The 21,512-nt window shown below is 40.3% G+C and carries 19 protein-coding genes, 2 tRNA genes and 2 rRNA genes; 9 read left to right on the top strand and 14 right to left on the bottom strand.

Going from position 1 to position 21,512, the window contains the following annotated elements:
- Positions 1–96 precede the first annotated feature (96 nt).
- Positions 97–1,350 (top strand): uracil-xanthine permease family protein, encoded by a 1,254-nt coding sequence (locus CTN01_RS00115; protein ID WP_045150273.1) that lies wholly within the window; start codon positions 97–99, stop codon positions 1,348–1,350.
- 80 nt (positions 1,351–1,430) lie between these two features.
- Here the strand turns inward: CTN01_RS00115 and upp are convergent, their stop codons facing one another.
- Complete coding sequence (upp, locus tag CTN01_RS00110; RefSeq protein WP_005363504.1) at positions 1,431–2,057, bottom strand: uracil phosphoribosyltransferase; 627 nt, start codon at positions 2,055–2,057, stop codon at positions 1,431–1,433.
- Positions 2,058–2,249: 192 nt separating this feature from the next.
- Here upp and purM point away from each other — a divergent pair, with 192 nt between their 5' ends.
- The 3 genes from purM to CTN01_RS00095 all read left to right on the top strand — a co-directional run bounded on the left by purM (position 2,250) and on the right by CTN01_RS00095 (position 5,378).
- On the top strand, positions 2,250–3,290 hold the full coding sequence (purM, locus tag CTN01_RS00105) for a phosphoribosylformylglycinamidine cyclo-ligase (RefSeq protein ID WP_045129098.1): 1,041 nt from the start codon (positions 2,250–2,252) through the stop codon (positions 3,288–3,290).
- A 138-nt stretch (positions 3,291–3,428) separates the two neighbouring features.
- A complete protein-coding gene (gene purN, locus CTN01_RS00100; RefSeq protein WP_045150274.1) occupies positions 3,429–4,064 on the top strand; it encodes a phosphoribosylglycinamide formyltransferase in 636 nt (211 codons plus the stop codon).
- A 159-nt stretch (positions 4,065–4,223) separates the two neighbouring features.
- Positions 4,224–5,378 (top strand): Cir/Yir/Bir family protein, encoded by a 1,155-nt coding sequence (locus CTN01_RS00095; protein WP_045150275.1) that lies wholly within the window; start codon positions 4,224–4,226, stop codon positions 5,376–5,378.
- A 71-nt stretch (positions 5,379–5,449) separates the two neighbouring features.
- On the opposite strand, the gene CTN01_RS00090 is transcribed toward CTN01_RS00095, so the two are convergent.
- From CTN01_RS00090 to dauA, 4 genes are all read right to left on the bottom strand, one after another.
- The gene (locus CTN01_RS00090; protein ID WP_045150276.1) at positions 5,450–6,337 is read right to left on the bottom strand and encodes an AraC family transcriptional regulator; all 888 of its coding nucleotides are present in this window, start codon (positions 6,335–6,337) and stop codon (positions 5,450–5,452) included.
- Positions 6,338–6,608: 271 nt separating this feature from the next.
- Positions 6,609–7,394 carry a class II glutamine amidotransferase gene (locus CTN01_RS00085; protein ID WP_045150277.1) on the bottom strand — a complete coding sequence of 262 codons (786 nt, stop codon included), beginning with the start codon at positions 7,392–7,394 and terminating at the stop codon, positions 6,609–6,611.
- A gap of 63 nt (positions 7,395–7,457) precedes the next feature.
- The gene (gene lpcA, locus CTN01_RS00080; RefSeq protein ID WP_045150278.1) at positions 7,458–8,039 is read right to left on the bottom strand and encodes a D-sedoheptulose 7-phosphate isomerase; all 582 of its coding nucleotides are present in this window, start codon (positions 8,037–8,039) and stop codon (positions 7,458–7,460) included.
- A 99-nt stretch (positions 8,040–8,138) separates the two neighbouring features.
- Positions 8,139–9,830: a C4-dicarboxylic acid transporter DauA gene (gene dauA / locus CTN01_RS00075; RefSeq protein WP_045150279.1), complete on the bottom strand. Its 1,692-nt coding sequence runs from the start codon at positions 9,828–9,830 to the stop codon at positions 8,139–8,141.
- Positions 9,831–10,333: 503 nt separating this feature from the next.
- Between dauA and fadE the strand changes: the two genes are divergently transcribed.
- On the top strand, positions 10,334–12,790 hold the full coding sequence (fadE, locus tag CTN01_RS00070) for an acyl-CoA dehydrogenase FadE (protein ID WP_045150280.1): 2,457 nt from the start codon (positions 10,334–10,336) through the stop codon (positions 12,788–12,790).
- An 84-nt stretch (positions 12,791–12,874) separates the two neighbouring features.
- On the opposite strand, the gene CTN01_RS00065 is transcribed toward fadE, so the two are convergent.
- Together CTN01_RS00065 and dnaQ are read right to left on the bottom strand one after the other, a co-directional pair.
- A complete protein-coding gene (locus CTN01_RS00065; protein ID WP_045150281.1) occupies positions 12,875–14,113 on the bottom strand; it encodes a TIGR03503 family protein in 1,239 nt (412 codons plus the stop codon).
- Positions 14,114–14,120: 7 nt separating this feature from the next.
- Entirely contained in the window at positions 14,121–14,846 is a 726-nt protein-coding gene (dnaQ, locus tag CTN01_RS00060) for a DNA polymerase III subunit epsilon (RefSeq protein ID WP_045150282.1), read from the bottom strand.
- 51 nt (positions 14,847–14,897) lie between these two features.
- On the opposite strand from dnaQ, the gene rnhA reads away from it, so the two are divergent.
- Positions 14,898–15,362 (top strand): ribonuclease HI, encoded by a 465-nt coding sequence (gene rnhA / locus CTN01_RS00055; RefSeq protein ID WP_005363471.1) that lies wholly within the window; start codon positions 14,898–14,900, stop codon positions 15,360–15,362.
- On the opposite strand, the gene CTN01_RS00050 is transcribed toward rnhA, so the two are convergent.
- A complete protein-coding gene (locus tag CTN01_RS00050; RefSeq protein WP_005363470.1) occupies positions 15,359–16,129 on the bottom strand; it encodes a methyltransferase domain-containing protein in 771 nt (256 codons plus the stop codon). The genes rnhA and CTN01_RS00050 overlap by 4 nt on opposite strands.
- A 43-nt stretch (positions 16,130–16,172) precedes the next feature.
- On the opposite strand from CTN01_RS00050, the gene gloB reads away from it, so the two are divergent.
- The 3 genes from gloB (at position 16,173) to CTN01_RS00035 (ending at position 19,245) form a co-directional block, all read left to right on the top strand.
- Positions 16,173–16,931, top strand: a complete 759-nt coding sequence (gloB, locus tag CTN01_RS00045) for a hydroxyacylglutathione hydrolase (RefSeq protein ID WP_005363468.1) — start codon at positions 16,173–16,175, stop codon at positions 16,929–16,931.
- A gap of 71 nt (positions 16,932–17,002) precedes the next feature.
- Positions 17,003–18,559 carry a lytic transglycosylase gene (locus CTN01_RS00040; RefSeq protein ID WP_107342075.1) on the top strand — a complete coding sequence of 519 codons (1,557 nt, stop codon included), beginning with the start codon at positions 17,003–17,005 and terminating at the stop codon, positions 18,557–18,559.
- Positions 18,556–19,245, top strand: a complete 690-nt coding sequence (locus CTN01_RS00035; RefSeq protein WP_045084818.1) for a YIP1 family protein — start codon at positions 18,556–18,558, stop codon at positions 19,243–19,245. Before CTN01_RS00040 ends, CTN01_RS00035 begins: the two co-directional genes overlap by 4 nt.
- 20 nt (positions 19,246–19,265) lie before the next feature.
- Here the strand turns inward: CTN01_RS00035 and CTN01_RS00030 are convergent, their stop codons facing one another.
- The 6 genes from CTN01_RS00030 to CTN01_RS00005 form a co-directional block, all read right to left on the bottom strand.
- On the bottom strand, positions 19,266–20,117 hold the full coding sequence (locus CTN01_RS00030; RefSeq protein WP_045150285.1) for an endonuclease/exonuclease/phosphatase family protein: 852 nt from the start codon (positions 20,115–20,117) through the stop codon (positions 19,266–19,268).
- A 96-nt stretch (positions 20,118–20,213) separates the two neighbouring features.
- On the bottom strand, positions 20,214–20,549 hold the full coding sequence (locus CTN01_RS00025; protein WP_045150286.1) for a DUF1904 domain-containing protein: 336 nt from the start codon (positions 20,547–20,549) through the stop codon (positions 20,214–20,216).
- Between the two features lie 302 nt (positions 20,550–20,851).
- Positions 20,852–20,928 (bottom strand) — tRNA-Trp (locus tag CTN01_RS00020).
- A gap of 37 nt (positions 20,929–20,965) precedes the next feature.
- A tRNA-Asp gene (locus tag CTN01_RS00015) sits at positions 20,966–21,042 on the bottom strand.
- A 65-nt stretch (positions 21,043–21,107) separates the two neighbouring features.
- Positions 21,108–21,223 (bottom strand): 5S ribosomal RNA (rrf, locus tag CTN01_RS00010).
- A gap of 115 nt (positions 21,224–21,338) precedes the next feature.
- A 23S ribosomal RNA gene (locus tag CTN01_RS00005) occupies positions 21,339–21,512 on the bottom strand; the annotation flags it as partial.

Below are 21,512 nucleotides of genomic sequence, written 5' to 3'. Positions count from 1 at the left end.
AAAAATTAGCATTATTTTTCTCTTAATCGACCTAGTTAATCGTTTGCTATGTGTGATAGGATTGCGCGATTTTTTTATGACAAGGTGATTTTGAATATGATGCAGGTATTACAAGGTGCCCAAATGTTATTCGTTGCATTTGGCGCACTCGTTCTAGTCCCATTACTTACGGGGCTTGATCCTAGCGTGGCCCTATTCGGTGCTGGTATAGGAACCCTCCTTTTTCAACTTGTCACAAAACGTTCTGTTCCTATCTTCCTCGCATCATCTTTTGCTTTTATCGCTCCAATTATGTATGGCATTCAAACGTGGGGAATCGCAAGTACTATGGGCGGCCTAATGATGGCTGGTATTGTCTACGTCATCATGGGAATTATCATCAAAATACGTGGCGTTGGCTTTATTCACAAATTGCTTCCTCCCGTTGTTGTTGGCCCTGTCATTATGGTGATCGGCTTAGGTTTAGCGCCAGCTGCCGTCAATATGGCAATAGGTAAAACGGGGGATGGTGGCGTACAGTTGATTGCTCACGATACCGCACTATGGATTTCAGCCATTTCGTTAATCGTGACGATAGGCTTAAGTGTCTTTGCTAAAGGTATATTAAAGCTTGTCCCTATCGTCGGTGGTATAACAGCAGGTTATATTACAAGTCTTGCCTTTGGTGTGGTTGACTTTACGCCTGTTCATAATGCAAGTTGGTTAGCGCTTCCTAACTTTACCTTTCCTGAGTTTAATATTAACGCTGTACTCTTTATGATCCCTGTTGCTATCGCGCCAGCGGTAGAGCACGTAGGTGATATGCTGGCAATCTCGAATGTGACAGGAAAAGATTACCTGAAAAAGCCTGGTTTACACCGCACTATGGCGGGTGATGGTATCGCCACTATTGCCGCATCCCTTGTTGGCGCTCCACCAAATACCACTTATTCAGAAGTCACGGGGGCGGTAATGTTAACAAAAGCCTTTAATCCTGTGATCATGACATGGGCTGCGATAACAGCATTGGTATTAGCGTTTGTCGGTAAATTAGGCGCCGTATTACAAACGATTCCAGCACCAGTGATGGGCGGTATTATGATCTTACTATTTGGCTCTATCGCAACTGTTGGCTTAAATACATTGATCAAAAATCAAGTAGATTTACATAAAGCGCGTAACTTAGTGATCGTCGCTGTGACATTGGTTTTTGGTATTGGTGGGATGGCTTTTGGTATTGGTGAATTTAGTCTACAAGGCGTGAGCTTATGCGGTATTGTTGCGATTGTACTCAACCTGATTCTACCTAAAGACTTGGGCGAAAATAATGTGGTCGATAATGCGCAAATCGAAGATACCGAACACTTATAATTGCTTATCTTAACGTTTTGCACTTTCAGAAATAAAAAACCGGACGTAATGTCCGGTTTTATTTTAATCTTGTATACTACTTACTTAGTACCGAAGATTTTATCACCTGCATCGCCTAAACCAGGAACGATGTAGCCTTTATCATTTAGCTTCTCATCTATTGCAGCTGTGTATAGCTCAACATCTGGGTGTGCTTTCTCTAATGCAGCAATACCTTCTGGTGCCGCAACTAACACTAGTACTTTAAATTGCGTACAACCGTGCTCTTTTAATAGATCTAGTGTTGCAATCATAGAACCACCCGTTGCTAGCATTGGGTCAACAACAAGCGCAATACGCTCATCTATGTTTGATGCTAGCTTGTTGAAGTATGGTACCGGCTCAAGCGTTTCTTCATCACGGTAGATACCAACAACACTGATACGTGCACTTGGCATATGCTCAAGTACACCATCCATCATACCTAGACCTGCACGAAGAATTGGCACTACCGTTACTTTTTTACCTTTGAGCTGGTCAATTTCTACTGGACCATTCCAACCTTCAATCGTAACTTTTTCTGTCTCGAAGTCTGAAGTCGCTTCATATGTCAGTAGGCTACCAACTTCAGTTGCTAACTCACGGAAACGCTTAGTGCTGATGTCACCTTCGCGCATAAGACCAATCTTATGTTTAACCAGTGGGTGTTTTACCTCAACAACTTTCATCTCTGACTCCTGAGCAAATAAAAAATAAAATCGCATCATTATATACTAAGCCAAACGATTGCAGGTAGTAGTAAACGTTTAACTGTTTACTTAGTATCCAGCTAAAAAAATTGACGCAAACGTTTTCCTTTAGACGGTGACTGCTGTTATCATGTATCCGCTTTTTTACTTTAATACGTTGAGGGATCATCTGTGAGCGACAAAAACTCTTCTCTTAGTTACAAAGATGCTGGTGTTGATATCGATGCCGGTAATGCATTAGTAGACCGTATTAAAGGGGTGGTAAAACGTACTCATCGCCCAGAAGTTATGGGGGGAATTGGTGGTTTTGGTGCACTTTGTTCACTACCAACCAAATATAAAGAGCCCGTTTTAGTTTCAGGCACGGATGGTGTAGGAACTAAACTTCGCTTGGCTATGGATTTAAATCAACACGATTCAATCGGTATCGATCTGGTTGCTATGTGTGTTAACGACCTTATTGTTCAAGGTGCTGAACCTTTGTTCTTCCTTGATTACTACGCAACCGGTAAGTTAGATATTGATACTGCTGCAAGTGTCGTAACAGGTATTGGCGAAGGCTGTATCCAATCAGGTTGTGCTTTAATTGGTGGTGAAACCGCTGAAATGCCGGGTATGTACCACGGTGAAGATTACGACGTAGCTGGTTTCTGCGTTGGTGTTGTTGAAAAAGCAGACATCATCGATGGTTCAAAAGTAACTGCTGGTGATGCACTTATCGCTGTAGGTTCAAGCGGCCCACACTCAAACGGTTATTCATTAGTGCGTAAAATCATTGACGTTTCCAATGCCGATTTGAATGAAGAATTAGAAGGTAAAACACTTTCTGAACATCTATTAACACCAACCAAAATTTACGTTAAATCAACGCTAAAAATGATGGAAAGCTGTGACGTACATGCTATTTCACACATTACAGGCGGTGGTTTCTGGGAAAATATTCCACGTGTACTTCCAAAAGGTACAAAAGCGGTTGTAAATGGTGCGAGCTGGCAATGGCCTGCAATCTTCAACTGGCTACAAACTGCAGGTAATGTAGAAACTTACGAAATGTACCGTACGTTTAACTGTGGTGTTGGCCTTGTGATTGCCCTTCCACAAGAGCAAGCACAACAAGCCATTGATATCCTAAATGCTGAAGGCGAAAACGCATGGCTACTAGGTGAAATTGCAAACGCTGCTGATAACGAAGAGCAAGTCGAGATCAAATAACTCTCAACAATGCTGACTCGTAAAAAGAATGAGGACGCTATGTCCTCATTCTGCTATCTATACATCGATAGCCTTTAAAAATGTATTAGTTTAGTCATGACACATCTCCAGCTTACAACACAATGGTAGTCCCAGATTATGAAAAATATCGTTGTCCTCATTTCAGGTAGCGGAAGCAACCTACAAGCCATTTTTGAAGCCCAAATCCCCAACGCAAAAGTTGTTGCTGTTTTTTCTAATAAAAAAGAAGCTTACGGTTTAGAGCGTGCGAAAAAATTTGGCGCTGCTGATCATTTTCTTGATCCAAAGTCATTTGAATCTCGTGAAGCTTTCGATGATGAATTAATGAAACAAATAGATGAATACCAACCTGATATTATTGTGCTAGCAGGCTATATGCGTATTCTCAGTAAAGCGTTTGTTCTTCATTACTTGGGGAAAATGGTAAATATCCACCCCTCTCTATTGCCTAAATATCCAGGTCTACACACCCACCAGCGTGCTATTGATGCATCAGATAAAGAGCACGGAACCAGTGTTCACTTTGTCACAGAAGAATTAGATGGCGGGCCTGTAGTACTGCAAGCTAAAGTTCCCGTTTTTGAGGATGATAATGCCGATATTCTCGCTTCACGCGTGCTAACACAAGAACACGGCATTTATCCAATTGTCGTAAAATGGTTAGCCGATGAACGCTTAACCATGAAAAATCGAAAAGCATATTTAGATGGTTTAGAACTTGGTGCTCATGGCTACGCAGCCGAAGATAGTTAAATAAAAACACAATATTAACATCAAACATGCTGAAGTATACTGAGTATGCTTCAGTGTTTTTTTAAATTCACATCAAATACCTAAATAGCAATATCGGTCAGGTAATGATTACGCTTCGGTTTTATAATTTTCTCACAATAAAACCAAGAGTATAAATATATGCCAATCAGTCCGCTTCTAAAGTCAGAAATCAACACAGCTCGCCACGATGGTATCGTTGCAACAATTTCAAGGTTTAATGGAACGCCTCCTCTAGATAAATTAAAGGATAGATTTAAAGACATTTTAACTGCGAACCCTTGGATTGGAGCGAAACTAATAAGTACTAATGATGATGAAATTGCATGTCAAACACCAGAAATAGTTAATGATACTTCCCCATTTTTGGAGTTCTTTGATATAAAAGATTTGTTGAATGAAAACGCAAACATTAATAATCTTATTGAAATTATCGATAATAGCCAAGACAAAGAGATAATTAATAAACTTTATCCATTATCGACAAAAGAATGTATTAACACTGACAATCCATTAATAAAATTTAGTCTCATTGAAGATAAAAAAGCAAAAGAGTTTGCGATTATCTATTCAATGAATCATATTATTGGTGATGGAACAAGTTATTATCAGCTGTTAAGTTTATTAAGCTTTGATGAAGAAATTAAACCTTTTAACTTTGAGAGGAAATTACAATTTTCCAGAATCGAAGGAGAGGTTAATAAATTCACATCCATAGAAAAACAAACGTTTGTGAAAAAGATAAACTTAGAATTAATTAATAAATTAAAAGATGAAACTAACGAAAACTTGCACGGTGAATGGGTGTCTACTCATGATATTATCAATTCATTATTTTTTAATTCAGTAAAACCAGATCTAGCCATATTTCCAGTAAATGCGAGACCTCATATCAATTACCTTGATGAGACGGATGTTGGAAATTATATCAAACCAATAATTATCAGTACTGAAAGCACTCTGACGGCTCAAGATATACGTCATGCAATCAATAAATTTAGACGAACACCTGAAGATAATGATGCTTGTATAACTGTTTTAAGTCAGCCGAAAGCCCAATCTACTAAAGCAGTACTGACAAGTTGGGTACAAAATTATAAACAACTCTCATTGGGTTCTGAATGCTCTTACGTCGCACATTACCCACTTAAACCTAGTTACTTACATGGCGATTCAATCGATGGTTTAGATCATATCGCTGTTTTATTCTGCTTAAACGCATCAACTTGGCTATTAGCAGGAATGACAACAAACTTAACCTGGCTTGAAGGTAATATTCTATTCGATAATGAATAGCCTTATTTTGTCTTTCTTTATGATTGTTATACTCATTTTGGTATTAACTTTATACTAACCCTATGTGTTATTTAAAGATTAATTTTCCTACATACAGGTATACAAATTTTTGTAATTAAATCCGTTTCAGGAACGACAAGCGGAGAGTTTATATGTTCGAAAAGAATGGGAGCTGATAACGGCTCCCATTGTGTTTTTGGTAACCACTCGGTAAGAACATTTGTAATGGCATGAACAAAACCATAAACTTCTCTTTGTCCGACATAAGTAACAACAGCAAAATCGCCTCTTGAAATCGTTCCTGAAAAAATACCAAGATCATTGGGTAAGACTTTACAATTAATTACAATGGCAATATCGCAGCGATAATCAGATCTATCACTCTCTAAGGGATTTGCATAAGGAATAGTAATAAATGGTATCGATTTAATGCTCGTTTCACTATAAAAATTATTTTCTACCAACCATGAAACTAATGTATCAAAAGTTTTCATACCTTCCAGATAATCCCCCTTGTGGGTGATCATTACACATTCCCTACTCGGGTATTCTTCTACTTTAATTTCATACTTTTTTTCTCTCACGGGTACCCGAATATTAAATCTATGTCCCCAACTTGACCATTGAGGTTTCTTTCTAAACTCTGTTGGCGTTTGATCAAATAACCTAACAAATGCACGAGTAAATGCTTCAGGACTTTCGAACCCAGCTGAAAGCGCAATATCTATTATTTTTAGTTCTTTAAAATAAACTAACTCGAAAGAAGCACGACGTAATCGAGAAAGTAATATATAACGATGAGGAGTAACACCAACCATAGATTTAAATACGCGCTGAAAATGATACTTTGAAAGTCTTGCAACATCACTAAGCTCTTGCAGTGAATATTTTTCATTAGGTTTACTGTCAATTAAATAACAAACCAAACTCAGTCTCTTTTCAATAACATTTTTTTTCATAGCAAACCTAAATATCTAATAACAAGACCATTACATATTTTATCACAAAAATTCGTTTATATTTTTAATAAAAAATTTAACTCAACGTTTAAATAAAACCTACTATTCAATAAATATATTTAATCCGTCACAGAATCAAAGTTAGGAGTATAACTATGGCTTATTTTTTGTACTTACCTTTCAAGATAATGTTAACAATAAAAAAGGCGATCATCTGATCGCCCCTTCGTTTGTCAGCCAAATTGTTATAACCGTTCGATCTTACATCAACTTATTCAGTCGCCAATTGATTAAATACAGGCTCACCAAAATGGAACACAATAAACTCGCCAATTGCCATTTTGTGCCAACTTTCATCATTGGTTAACGGCTGAGTAGCAATTACCGTCACCACATCCTTAGGTGTCGTTTCTTGCTGAAAGTCAATCGTGACATCTTCATCAATTAATGAAGCTTGACCAAATGGTGCTCGACGCGTGATCCAATGCAAATTATTGGTACAATAAGTTAGTACGTACTCACCATTGCTTAATAGCATATTGTAAACGCCAAGCTGACGTAACTGATCACAACACTGGGCAAAGTAGCTAAATACCGGATTTAAATCGTCAGGCAATTCTGGAAACTTCGATTCAAGTTGATTGAGTAACCAACAGAAAGCAATTTCACTGTCTGTATCACCTACCGCTTTATGCCTACCTGTTTCTAAACTCTCATAGCCCGTTAACTGACCATTATGAGCAAACGTCCAATAATTTCCCCAAAGCTCACGAGTAAATGGATGGGTGTTTTCTAAGTTCACACCACCACGGTTAGCTTGGCGAATATGGCTCACTACAGCCCGACTCTTTATCGGATATTGTTGTACTAATTCAGCAATACGAGACTGACAGCTTGGATTCGGATCTTTAAAGGTTCGAAAACCTTTACCCTCATAAAACGTAATGCCCCAACCATCGCGATGAGGTCCAGTATTGCCTCCTCGCTGCATTAATCCAGTAAAACTAAAGCAAATATCTGTTGGCACATTTGCGCTCATGCCTAGCAATTCACACATTTTCCTTTATGCCCTTTTATTATTAATTAACGATACTTATCAATAGCTAGAATGATCTAAAGCTTATTCTGCTGCCATTTCCTTTTCAACTAGCATAATTAAAATATGAATAATTTTAATATGAATTTCTTGAATGCGATCCGCATAACCAAAGTGGGGAACACGGATTTCAACATCCGCCAAGCCAGCCATTTTACCGCCATCTTTACCGGTTAAGGCAATCGTCTTCATGCCTTTAGCTTTTGCAGCTTCAATCGCCTTTAAAATATTGCCTGAATTACCAGAAGTAGACAAACCAAACAATACATCACCTTTAGCGCCAACAGCTTCTAAATAGCGTGAAAATACGTATTCATAGCCGAAGTCATTACTTACACACGATAAGTGACTTGGATCAGAAATCGCGATACCAGGATAACCAGGACGGTTTTCACGGTAACGACCGGTTAGTTCTTCAGCAAAGTGCATTGCATCACAATGTGAGCCACCGTTACCACAAGACAGCACTTTACCACCTTGTTTAAAGGAATCAGCCAATAGCTTTGCTGCCGCTTCAATATCTGCAAGGTTTTTATCATCACTTAAAAAGCGATTTAGTACATCAGCTGCATCTGTTAGTTCATCGCGGATCAGATCCTGATACATAATCGATTCTCTCTATTATTATTTAGATACAAATCAAGCGGGTAAAGACCCGCTTGATGTTTTAAATACATCGTTATTCGCAGTTTACATACAAATAACTTACAGTGTCGACTCCTGATCAGAATCATTGTGAGAATTAATCAGTAAAACTTGCTGTAATTGACTAATAGAGTGGGCTAAATGCACATTCTCTGCCTCAAATATTCCAGCATGGTAGAGTTTACGTTCAACATGCGGCTGCGCGCCCAATAAATAGACAGGTAGCTCAGACAGGCGATCTAACGCCATATCAAAGGCATTGATCGCTGTAATATCAATGGTTGAGACATCACTAAAATCAATTACAACGGCACGCGTTTCTGTTGTTGCATGTTCAATAACAGAAAATGCTTTCTCACTCGCAGCAAAAAATAGTGGACCATTAATATCATAAACAACAACATCACCACCAAAGTTGAGATGTGGATGCTCATCATGGGTGATCGTGACTGTAGTTAATGTCGCAATACGCTGAATAAATAATACGCCCGCAAGTAATAACCCGACAATAACGGCAACCACCATGTCAAATGCAACGGTTAAGATAAAGCATGTCATCAAGACGGCAACGTCACGACGTGGTGCAACCTTTAACGTATGCACAAAGTGAGGCGCTTCAGACATATTCCATGCCACCATAATTAATAAGCCAGCCAACGCACTCATTGGAACAAACGAGAGTACTGGTGCTAACACAATCATCGCAGCTAAAACAAAAAGCGCATGCGTCATACCAGATATTGGTGAAAACGCGCCAGAGCGAATATTTGTTGCCGTACGCGCAATCGCCGCCGTTGCTGGAATTCCGCCAAAGAAAGGCACGACAATATTCGCGATCCCTTGACCGACAAGCTCAGCATTCGGATTGTGCTTTTTACTTGTCATACCGTCAGCAACAACCGCACATAATAGTGATTCAATACAACCAAGCATCGCGATAGTCAGCGCTGATGGCATTAATTCAATCACTGTAGCCCAGTTAAAGGTATCTGACTTCCACAGAGCAATAAACTGGGGCGCTTCTTGTGGAATACCATGACCCACAAGGCTACCAATGGTGTAGCTAAATTTTTCACCCAGCAAAGTCACATGCTCAGGACCAAATTTGTTTAGTGCTAAGGCTAAAACCGTCCCTACCAGTAATGAGACTAAATGGGGTGGAACACGCGTTTTTAATTTCGCCCAGCCAATAAAGACAAAAATGGTGACCACACCGACAATCGCATCAGCATAGTTCGTGGTAGGTAATGCATGGGCATATGACATCACTTTTTCAGGAAAATGGATTGGGCTACCTTGAATATTTAGACCTAATAAATCTTTAAGCTGCAAAAAAGCGATAACAAAACCAATCCCCGCAGTAAAGCCCGTAGTAACCGGATATGGCACATACGCCACCAGCTGCCCTAAGCGGAAAACCCCCATCAATAACAGGATAATACCTGACATCATGGTGGCTAACATTAAGCCTGATAAGCCGTATTTTTGAGTGATCGGTAAAAGGATAACCACAAAGGCCGCAGTAGGACCTGTGATATTAAATCGTGAACCACCTAATAACGCCGCTAAAAAGCCCGCCACAATGACCGTATACAATCCATGTTGTGGTGGTACACCGACAGCAATTGCTAATGCCATCCCCAATGGGATAGCCACAATGCCAACAGTAATACCCGATACAATATCGGCACGAAGTTTAGAGAAGGAATAACCATCCTTCCACGCTTGTGATAAAGCATGAAATAACAACACAACAAGACCTCTTGTACTTTGCGTACATTTGATAAACAGGAATTGATGTCAACCCGATGTAAGGGAGTCCGGCGGGCATGTGTCAGTCGGAATCGGGAAAGGCAACAAAGGGAAATACCATTCTGCATGGATGGTTAAAATTCAACCCCCCCAAATAACGTGAACAGTATCACAATACGGCGTATGTTAACGCTCTGCTAAAAATCTGCAAGTAAAAAAAATAGCCTCAATGATCTCGATCAATCCCTTTAATAACCTGACTTACGCCCACTTTGTACACGTAACAGTTTACTTTCATGCCGAAAAACTATTTTACATTTTGTTAAAAAACGAATTACAATAATTCAAAAGTGGTAAGACCTCTTACCTTGATAATAATTACCCTATAATTAACAATAAAATGTGTAGCAATGTACTGAACTCTCCATCATGAAGTCAGGTCTAGCTCAATTATTCCTGATGATGTGTAAACAGTCTTAATACACAGATTAAGGAGAATCTCTATGGTTACGCTTGCGTATGTCATTAGCTTTATCGGTGTTATGTTCATATTGGCGTATCATCGCGCGTCATTAAAAACCTTTACGGCGGTAATTGCTGCAACACTATTAATCGGTACTATTTTTTCTATTACAGGAATTATTAGCTGGTTAATTTTTGCTGCGATTGCAATTCCTCTTAATATCCCAGCTTTACGTAAAAAATATCTCGCCGCTCCTGCATTAAAAGCCTTTCAAGGTGTCATGCCAGAAATGTCTCGTACCGAAAAAGAAGCAATCGATGCCGGTACTGTGTGGTGGGAAGCTGATCTTTTTGGTGGTAATCCAGACTGGAAAAAGCTCCATGATATTCCAGCACCAACCCTTTCAGCAGAAGAGCAGGCTTTTCTCGATGGACCAGTAAATGAACTTTGCCGTATGGTGAATGATTTTCAAATTACCCATGAACTTGCCGATCTACCACCCGAAGTATGGCAATACTTAAAAGATCATAAGTTCTTCGCCATGATCATTAAAAAGCAATATGGTGGACTTGAGTTTTCAGCCTATGCCCAATCTCTAGTACTACAAAAATTAACAGGCGTCTCTGCAGTATTATCATCAACCGTTGGTGTTCCTAATTCACTAGGTCCAGGCGAACTGCTTCAACACTATGGTACAGAAGAGCAGAAAAACCATTATTTACCCCGCTTAGCAGCTGGTCAGGAGATCCCTTGTTTTGCCTTAACTAGCCCAGAAGCAGGCTCAGATGCAGGCTCAATTCCTGATTTCGGTATTGTGAAAAAAGGTATGTGGCAAGGCGAAGAAGTCCTTGGTATGGAATTAACATGGAACAAACGTTATATCACTCTAGCACCAGTAGCTACGGTACTAGGTCTTGCATTTAAACTCTCGGATCCTGACAACTTACTCGGAGATCAAAAAGATCTGGGTATTACTTGTGCTTTGATCCCAACCGATCTAGAGGGCGTTGAGATTGGCCGTCGTCACTTCCCTCTTAATGTACCATTCCAAAATGGTCCGACTAAAGGTAACAAGATCTTTGTCCCTATTGATTTTATTATCGGTGGTCAGGAAATGGCAGGCCAAGGATGGCGTATGCTAGTGGAATGTCTATCAGTTGGTCGCGGTATTACTCTGCCGTCTAACTCAACGGGTGGATTAAAAACCGCAGCAATCGCAACAGGCGCTTATGCCCGCATTCGTCGCCAGTTTAAAATGCCAATTGGTAAAATGGAGGGTATTGAAGAGCCGCTAGCGCGTATTGCAGGTAATGCTTATGTCTTAGATGCAGCCAGTACTCTAACTGTCGCTGGTATTGATCTTGGTGAAAAACCTTCTGTTATCTCAGCGATTGTAAAATACCATTGTACCCATCGTAGCCAACGCGGTGTGATTGATGCGATGGATATTGTCGGTGGTAAAGGGATCTGTATGGGGCCGAGCAACTTTATTGCTCGTGGTTATCAAGGTGCGCCTATTGCTGTAACCGTTGAAGGGGCGAATATTCTAACACGTTCAATGATCATCTTTGGACAAGGTGCAATCCGTTGTCACCCTTATGTGTTAGAAGAGATGAACGCCGCTTATAATGATGATAAAAAACAAGCCTTAGAAAGCTTTGATAAAGCCGTATTTGCGCATGTTGGCTTCGTGATAAGTAACATGGCACGCTCTTTCTGGTTAGGTATTACCGATGGCTACGGTTCATCCGCACCACGCAAAGATGCAACCACACGTTATTACCAACAACTCAACCGCTACAGTGCTAACCTTGCGCTGCTGGCTGATATTTCTATGGCTGTGCTTGGTGGTTCATTAAAACGTAAAGAGCGTTTATCTGCCCGTTTAGGTGATGTGCTTAGCCAGCTTTATTTATCATCAGCAACACTTAAACGTTATGCCGATGATGGTTATCAACAGCAAGATCTTCCATTAGTACATTGGGGTCTACAGGATTCATTATACCAAGCAGAAACAGCCCTTGATGACTTCCTAAGTAACTTCCCTAATAAGTTCATTGCTGGCGCACTACGTGTTGTATTGTTCCCATTAGGTCAACGTCGTATCAAACCAAGTGATAACTTAGATCATGCCGTTGCTCGTTTAGCACAAACCCCATCAGAAACTCGAGATCGCCTAGGTCGAGGTCAATTCTTAGAAGCATCTGAAGGGAATCCAGTCGGTATGATGGAAGCTGCACTTAACGATATTCTTGCCGCTGAGCCGATTTATGATCGCGTTTGTAAAGCTGCGAACAAAAAATATCCGTTTGTACAGTTAGGTAATGTGGCCGATAAAGGACTTGAACTCGGTGTGATTGAACATGCTGAAGCAGAGCTATTGCGCCGTACTGAGTTAGGTCGCTTACGTACGATTAATGTTGATGACTTTGAGCCAGAACAATTAGCGGCAAAGACAACACCAAACGCTGATTGCTCGATCAATAACGCGGCTTAATCACGACAAATTTCATTGTTGAAATCAGTTAAAAATACAAAAGGGAAGCTAGCGCTTCCCTTTTATTTGTTCTCTGAACCTTGTTTATGAGGGTAAAACAAGGGCTTCTTTTTTCTCTTTTCGACGCTTTTTAAATACTCGCCAACCCCATATTCCACTAATAACCAATACGATTATCGCCATATTACCCATCACCATCACGCTAAGTGTTTTTTCACGTGAGGCTTTTTGCAATTCAATCTCTTTCAATATCTGTTGTCGTTCAAGCTCCGCTTTATCGATAGGCGGAAGCTCCATATGAGTTTCAGAGCGAATATTATTAATCACCGCAAAGTGGCTCTCAACTAATGGAAATATCAGCTCGCGTTGATACAACCGATCAGTTCCATAGAGCCAACCTTCCCACGAATATTTCCCCGTCTCACCATCAAAAGGTAATCCAATCGACAGCTCAGTTTCATTCGATAATGTTCTTTGCTGAATAATTTGCTGTTTGGTATTTGGTGTACCGTAGCGAATATAAGCAGCTAACGATCCTGCAACCAATGCATCATCTTGTGGCAATACCACTAACTGGTGAGGTTCTTGCAGTTTATGACTTTTAATGAGAGTGACAGAAAACGGTTTAGGGTATACTAATACTTCTTGCTCTATGGCTCGCGTAAAAACACCATTCATTGATTTAATCACAACACGGTATTTACCCGGTTCAACCGTTATTGGAAGAGAAACAGTAAATATACCATCCCCTGCCACTTCATCACGATCTTGACCATTATCTTCAAAGTTACCAACCACTATTGGTTCTGGCTGTACGTCATTAACGAGTTGCTGCTCTTTCGATATATAGGGATAAAATGACACACGTAATTTAACCCGATCTAAAAAGTCACGGACGGTTAAAAGCTGCTCATTCTGCAACAGTTTTGCTGAGAACTTTAACACTTCAGATTGGTATAAATTTTGCGGTAACGTATCAGCTGTTAGGCGGAGATTAGATAACAAGGTAATGCGGTTATCTTGCGAAACGCGTCCAATTGCTTGCCAAGGTCCCGCCATTGGCTCATCAATCGAAATAATATCGAGATCATTTTCAGAATACCAAGAAACATGCTTAGGATGACGACTGGAATAATATTTCGTACCATCCGGCGCAACCAACACCACAGGGCGACTGGGTTGCTCTCGTTTAACCATGAAAGACACTTGCTTTATAGTTGGATCCACACGGAAACGGTTATCAAGCCACGTCATCCGATCATTATCTTGCGCCCAGGCAAATAACGGCCAGACAGCCATACATATTAATAACCGCTTCAGCATAACTCTCCTACAGACGCCAAAGAACGTCAGTTTTTTTACCGATCAAATCGAGTCTTTCTTCATGTGAAACTAATTCATCGGCAGAAGCACAGATAACCTTTAGCCCTTTTCTCTCACCGACCAAACGCTTTATCGCAAATTCTTTCTCGCTATCCCCTTCGTCATCACCACTTAATTTCAATGATGTTTGACCACCCGTCATCATTAAGTAAACGTCAGCAAGGATCTCAGCATCAAGCAAGGCCCCGTGGAGCGTTCGATGCGAGTTATCTATGCCATAACGTGAACAAAGAATATCAAGGTTATTACGTTTACCAGGGAAGAGGCGTTTTGCCATTTCCAAGGTATCCGTTACTTTGCAAATATCTTCCGTTTTCTTAAGATCAGATCCCATTAACTGGAATTCATAATCCATGAAACCAATATCGAACGATGCGTTATGAGCCACTAGCTCTGCGCCATCAATAAAGTCGATAAACTCTTGATGGATGTCAGCATAGCTCGGCTTACCGATTAAGAACTCATCCGTAATACCGTGAACATCAATCGCTTCAGGATCGATTGGACGATCGGGCTTGATATAAACATGGAATGTTTTACCGGTTAATTTACGATTAATAATTTCAACCGCACCAATCTCAACAATCCGATGCCCTTCATAATGCGGGCCCGTCATATTCATACCGGTGGTTTCTGTATCAAATACAATAATGCGTTGGTTAGTGGCTTTCATAGTGGCTTATGTGTCAGACTTAAGTTTTTATCTAGGGCAATACTACCAAATATGATGAAGCAGGTAGAAATTTACACAGACGGTTCTTGTTTAGGTAATCCAGGTCCCGGTGGCTATGGCGCTGTACTTAGATACAAGCAACATGAAAAAGAATTAAGTGACGGCTTTTTCATGACAACTAACAATCGAATGGAGCTACTTGCAGCCATTGAAGGGTTAGCAAGCCTTAAGGAATCATGTTTAGTTGATCTTACCACTGATAGCCAGTACGTGCGTCAAGGAATTACGCAGTGGATCCATAATTGGAAAAAACGTGGTTGGAAAACAGCAGATAAAAAACCAGTAAAAAATGCAGATTTATGGCAACGTTTAGATACAGAAACCCAACGCCATCAGGTGCAATGGCACTGGGTAAAAGGTCACGCGGGTCATCCAGAAAATGAACGTTGCGACGTATTAGCTAGAGCCGCGGCAGAAAAACCCAAATTTACTGACGAGGGTTACCAAGCCAATTAGTTTGACTTTTTATACGCCTCATCTCTTTTATCCATTTTATTACAGGCTTCGGTACGACAATTTACTTGTAACGGAGCCAATTGACGCCTCACTTTCCATTTCGGTTTTATCGGCCTTAATGGGAAAGTACGTTTCCTAGCAACGATAAAGTACAAACTTCCGACCATAGATAAGGGCTCTGATAAAATATTTTCCAGCCATGCTGAACACGTTAAATGACGCGTAGAAGGTAATACCGCAAATGTTTCATGATATATCACCTCATAGTTTAACAACCTAAGCCAATCAATGACTCGAGACGATAAATACATTCTTCCATTCCATGGCGCTTTTTTTCTATTCCACGGCAATAATCCACAAAATCCATTAACACTTAATGGATTATTACCACTAAGTAACAGGTAGCCATCATCAACAGTAACTCTATCAACCTCACGCAATAATCGATGAGGATCCGTTGAATAATCGAGCTGATGAATAAGCAAGCACGCATCAAATGACTTTTCGACAAAGGGTAATTCAAAAGACTCTGCTTCGACGTTACGATAACTACTGAATTTATCTACACTAATTTGATGTTGGATATTACAATGGTGACTGGTCAGCTCTGCACTTAAGCCACCAAGCTTTAACATATGGTAACCAAACAGCTTCGGACACCACTCATCGATTCGAGCTTGTAATAATTGTGCCGCCCATTCACCATTGGTCACATTAGACCAAGAATAAGGCACTTCAATATGTGTTACTGTACGCGCTGGCTTCATAATAGTACTGCTCAACACTTGAATAAGGCTGGAGAAGAAATTCATGCTAACAGTTAAAAGCATACCCGCATTTAATGACAATTACATCTGGCTCATTCACAACAAAGATAATCACTGTGTCGTTGTCGATCCAGGTGATGCGACTCCGGTTTTAGAAACCATCGATAAATTCGGTTTTACCCTTGATGCGATTCTTATTACCCATCATCATCATGATCATATCGGGGGGATCAGTGAACTAAAACGCCGCTTTCCATCAACGAAAGTCGTCGGACCGGTTAATGAGCCAATCCCAGGGCTAACGCAACCAGTAGAAGATGGCGACCAAGTAGATATTTTTGGTGAACGTTTTATGGTGCTTAGTGTTCCAGGTCATACCTTAGGTCATGTGGCTTATGTCGGGGATGAAAAACTCTTTTGTGGTGATACCCTTTTCTCTGCGGGTTGCGGACGCTTATTTGAAGGCACACCTGCACAAATGTTCGATTCACTACAAAAAATTGCTAGCCTTCCTGATGAAACAGAAGTTTTTTGTGCTCACGAATACACTGCAAGTAATCTCGCTTTTGCTCTTGTCGCTGAGCAAGATAATCCCCACCTACAGCAATACCGCGATAAAGTGATTCGACTGCGTGCTAACGGAAAATCAACGCTTCCATCAACACTAAGTCAAGAAAAACGCATCAATCCTTTTTTACGTTGCGATCAACCTAGCATCAAGCGTTCTGTTGCTGATAAAGCATATGATAACTCCGATCTTGAGACTTTCGCTGCACTTCGACGTTGGAAAGATAAGTTTTAACATACTAGACCTTGTCACTAAGGTGGTTGGACACGTATTATCTTCAGCCACTTTAGCAATAGACGACAGTTATGAAATCACGGATTCTTTTAGCAAGCGTGCTTTTATTAGTTGGCTGTGAAACAACACAGCCTACCACCAAAAAAGCCGAGACTAACGATGTAAATACCGTCGTTGTAAAACCGACAAATGAAGTCATTCCACCCTTGTTTGAATCCCAACTAGACAAGGTAACTTCAGAAGTAAAAAAAATTACACCCCAACAACAAAAAAATGTCTGGGATCGCATTGGTATGCAAATCGATACCCACATCCCGAATAATAAACGTATCCGTTATTACCGTAACTGGTACTTAAAACACCCTCGCAATTTGGAAATCATTGCAGAGCGTGCTCAGCCTTTCTTGTACTACATTACAGAACAAGTTGAGAAGCGCGGTATGCCATTAGAAATTGCCTTACTGCCTATTGTAGAAAGCTCATTTGATCAAAACGCCTACTCTAGTATGGCTGCTGCAGGTTTATGGCAAATTATCCCCGATACTGGTCGTCGCTTTGGCTTAAAGCAAAATAGTTGGTACGACGGTCGTCGCGATATTGTGAAATCAACAGATGCTGCATTAAATCTACTGACTTATCTCAATAAAAAGTTTGATGGTAATTGGCAATACGCACTTGCTGCTTACAATACTGGTGAAGGCCGAGTATTTAATGCGATTAAGAAAAATAAAGCACTTGGTAAATCAACCGATTATTGGGATTTAGATCTACCGGACGAAACAAGTAGTTATGTGCCTAAACTTTATGCTGTTGCTGATATTATCAAAAATCAGAAAAAGTACGGCATCACATTGCCAGCAATTAGTAACAAACCTGCGGTTGCAATAGTTAAACCCAATACACAAATCGATCTCGATATTGCAGCAAAGTTTGCAGGTATCAGCACCGCTGAAATAAAGGCGCTAAATCCGGCTTATCGTCGAGGCGTTACAGCAACTAATGGGTTAAACGATTTATTATTGCCAATAAACAGCGTCAATAAATTTAATCGCTCATTAGCTAATAATAGGAAGAAAGCGTTAATTACTACTACCTACACAGTTAAGTCTGGCGATAGCTTGGGTGTAATAGCCGCTCGCCACAACACAACAATCAGTGCGATTAAACAAACAAACCACCTGAAAACTAGTAATATACGCATTGGCCAAAAGCTGAAACTACCATCATCAAGTTATGTCTTAGTTCGTACTCAACACAACAATGCTATTACTCAAACGCAATATACCGTTCGTAAAGGCGATAGCTTGTGGACAATAGCACGTCAATACAACACTTCAGTTAAGGCACTCGCGAAAGCGAATAAAATCTCAACAAAATCAACATTACGTTTAGGTCAAAAGCTGAAAATTGTCAGCAACAAAGTATCGACAAGTACAGGAAAATCAACCAATAAAGTCAAAACAATCAGCTATAAAGTAAAAAATGGCGACAGTTTAAGTGTTATTGCACAACGTCACAAAGTAACTGTAAAACAAATAGTAAAATGGAATAATCTTAATAGTAAAAAGTATCTAAAACAGGGCCAAACACTTAAGTTGGTTATAGATACAAGCAAGGTTAAAGCATGACACCGTCCAAAAATCCATTAATTGCTCTTGTTGATCTTTTCCGTTCGCCAATTGATTGTTTTGCAGCGGTTTATGAACGTCCAAAGTGGGCGTTCTTACCCTACATCATTATTATTTTCGGCTCGTTTATCTTCTGGGGGAATTACTTTAATCACGTTGACCTACCTTGGTTACAACAAGCCTTACAAAGCCAACTCGGTAGTGTGGATGAATCCGTAAAACAAGCGTGGTTAACAAAAGAAGTATTACTGGCTGGCGAAGTATTTAGCGATTTTTCAGGTAGAACTGCGGTTATTTTTCTACTGGCATTATGGTTAAAAATGGCCACCAAAGGAAGTCAATATCAACACAGTTACGGTAAGTGGTTAGCAGCGTCTTGCTTTATCATGTTACCTGCATTTATTGGTGATATTGCGAGTTATATTAATGTTATCTTTAATTCTGCAAATATTCTGCCTAATGCCGCTGATTTAAACAGCATTAATGGACTATTAAAGCTACCGTTAAATAACCCATGGGCGCCGTTTGCAACTACAATACCCTTGTTAGCGCCTTGGTATATTGCACTCACTTATGCTGCCGTAGGCGCTTGGACTGACTTCGATCGTCCTAAAGCAATTATTGTTGCTGTATTACCTTGGGCATTAACACTTATCATTTGGCCACTACTGATTATTGTGGCCTAGCAACTTCGTCGCTCGTATTGTTACTTCAACCTAAACGAGGCAAGTAGCGGATTATGATCGGAAGCATCAGTTCTTGGTGCTTCTGATTTTACTAACGTTAAATCACGATAATACAAATGATCAAGTGGCTTGCCTAATATACGAATACGTTGATCATCCGCAAATGATACTTCTTTCAATCCTAATGAATGCGCAAACGATTTTAACACCTTGATCCTTCCCTGACGCCAAGTATTAAAATCCCCAGCCAAAATGATAGGACCAACATGATTGGACAACACATCTTTTAAACTATTTAGCTGTGCTTTGTACTCATCAAGCCCTAGTGCAAAGTTCACACCGTGCAAGTTCACAACAACCAGTGTTTGCCCATTAGAAAGCGAAAACTCTGATAACAATGCTGACTTTGGTAATCGCAACCAAGGCTCCATAGCTAAATAAGCACACGTCTGCTTAGAGTCTACTCGAGATAAATTCATCACTCCTGCAGGCGTATCTAGGAAACGAAAAGCATTCGCCATCCTTACTGTCCAGCTATTATCATCAAGGTATGATTTTAAATCAGTATTTAAGCTCGCTTCTTGCAGTAAAACTAAATCCGTTCCTGCTGAAAAAGACTCTAAAGCCTTACGCCAGTTACTACGTTGTTGTTTATAAATGTTCCAGACTGCTACCGTTAATTCACCATCAATATCCAATGGCGGCGCAATAACACTTTCCATACAACGATAAGAGAGGTGTGGAGCAAAGACCTCATTAGTAACATCGGGTTGGGTTGATATATCAAAAGAGGCATTAAAAGCCCCAAGGCCTAATGCCCCCGCAACCACCCCAACACCAGCAACAAGCTTCGTTTTTGTATAACGTGCCATACTAACCCTTAAACAGAGTAAGTCAGCCTATTGAATATAAGCTGACTTATAAAAATGAATATTTAAACGCTTGAATATCTGTTTTAGAAAGGGATATTAGTAATGTTCGCCATTATCATAATAAGCGGTCGCCGTTAATGCGGTAAAAATAACAGCAACATCCTGATCTTTATCATCCAGAGTTTTACGTATTGCGGCGGTTATTATAGCTGCAACTTTATCTTGCGTTTCTTGTCCGCGATCAAACCACAATACTTCTACAAACGGGTAAGCATCAGATACTTCTACGTCAAAAATAAAAGATGCCGGAATATGCTCTAGAGTAAAGTCTTCGCGAGGACATGACATGAGTGGTTGAAGTTCATCAACAAGCTCTGTTGATAAGGTTTTCACTGCATCAAACTCTACAGCACGGAAACGAAGATGAGGCATGAACTCTCCTTGATTAATCAATGTTAGCAGCACTAGATTACCACTTAATCTTACCTAAGCTCGAGATTTTATTGTTAGCGATGGGTCAATCTCTTTACTTATAAGCGTAATCATACCCCTCCTTTTTTGCTTTTACACCAAGCAATACAATATCAACAGCAGAATACATTTAAGAGTGAATACAATGATAATTTAAATTCGATAAAAGAAATCAATAAACTAGAGTTACAAAGAACATAGCGGACCTAATAATATCCAGACGTAAAAAAGCCCCGTCATTTCTGACGAGGCTTTCTTGAAGATGGCAGGGGTGGAGAGATTCGAACTCCCAACACGCGGATTTGGAATCCGCTGCTCTGCCAATTGGAGCTACACCCCTGTAGTTATTTTAAAGACTTAACTGTGTCTAAATAAAGTGGCGGAGCGGACGGGACTCGAACCCGCGACCCCCGGCGTGACAGGCCGGTATTCTAACCAACTGAACTACCGCTCCACACGGAGATAAAACTTTCGTTTTATCCGATACCTGTCGTTCAGAACAAGTATCTTAAATTTAAAGCCTGGCGATGTCCTACTCTCACATGGGGAGGCCCCACACTACCATCGGCGCTATTACGTTTCACTACTGAGTTCGGCATGGGATCAGGTGGGTCCATAACGCTATGGTCGCCAAGCAAATTCGGTTTTATTTATTGTCATCGACAATAAATAGCAATCTGGGAAAGGTAACTAGTGTTCTCTACACGTTCAAGTGTACTTGGAGTCCGTATAAAACCCCTTGGGTGTTGTATGGTTAAGCCTCACGGGCAATTAGTATCGGTTAGCTCAATGCCTCACAGCACTTACACACCCGACCTATCAACGTTGTAGTCTTCAACAACCCTTTAGAGACCTCAAAGGTCTAGGGATGACTCATCTTGAGGCTCGCTTCCCGCTTAGATGCTTTCAGCGGTTATCGATTCC

Source organism: Photobacterium angustum (genome assembly GCF_003026365.1).
GTDB lineage: Bacteria > Pseudomonadota > Gammaproteobacteria > Enterobacterales > Vibrionaceae > Photobacterium > Photobacterium angustum.
This window is presented reverse-complemented; position numbering and strand designations above follow the sequence as displayed.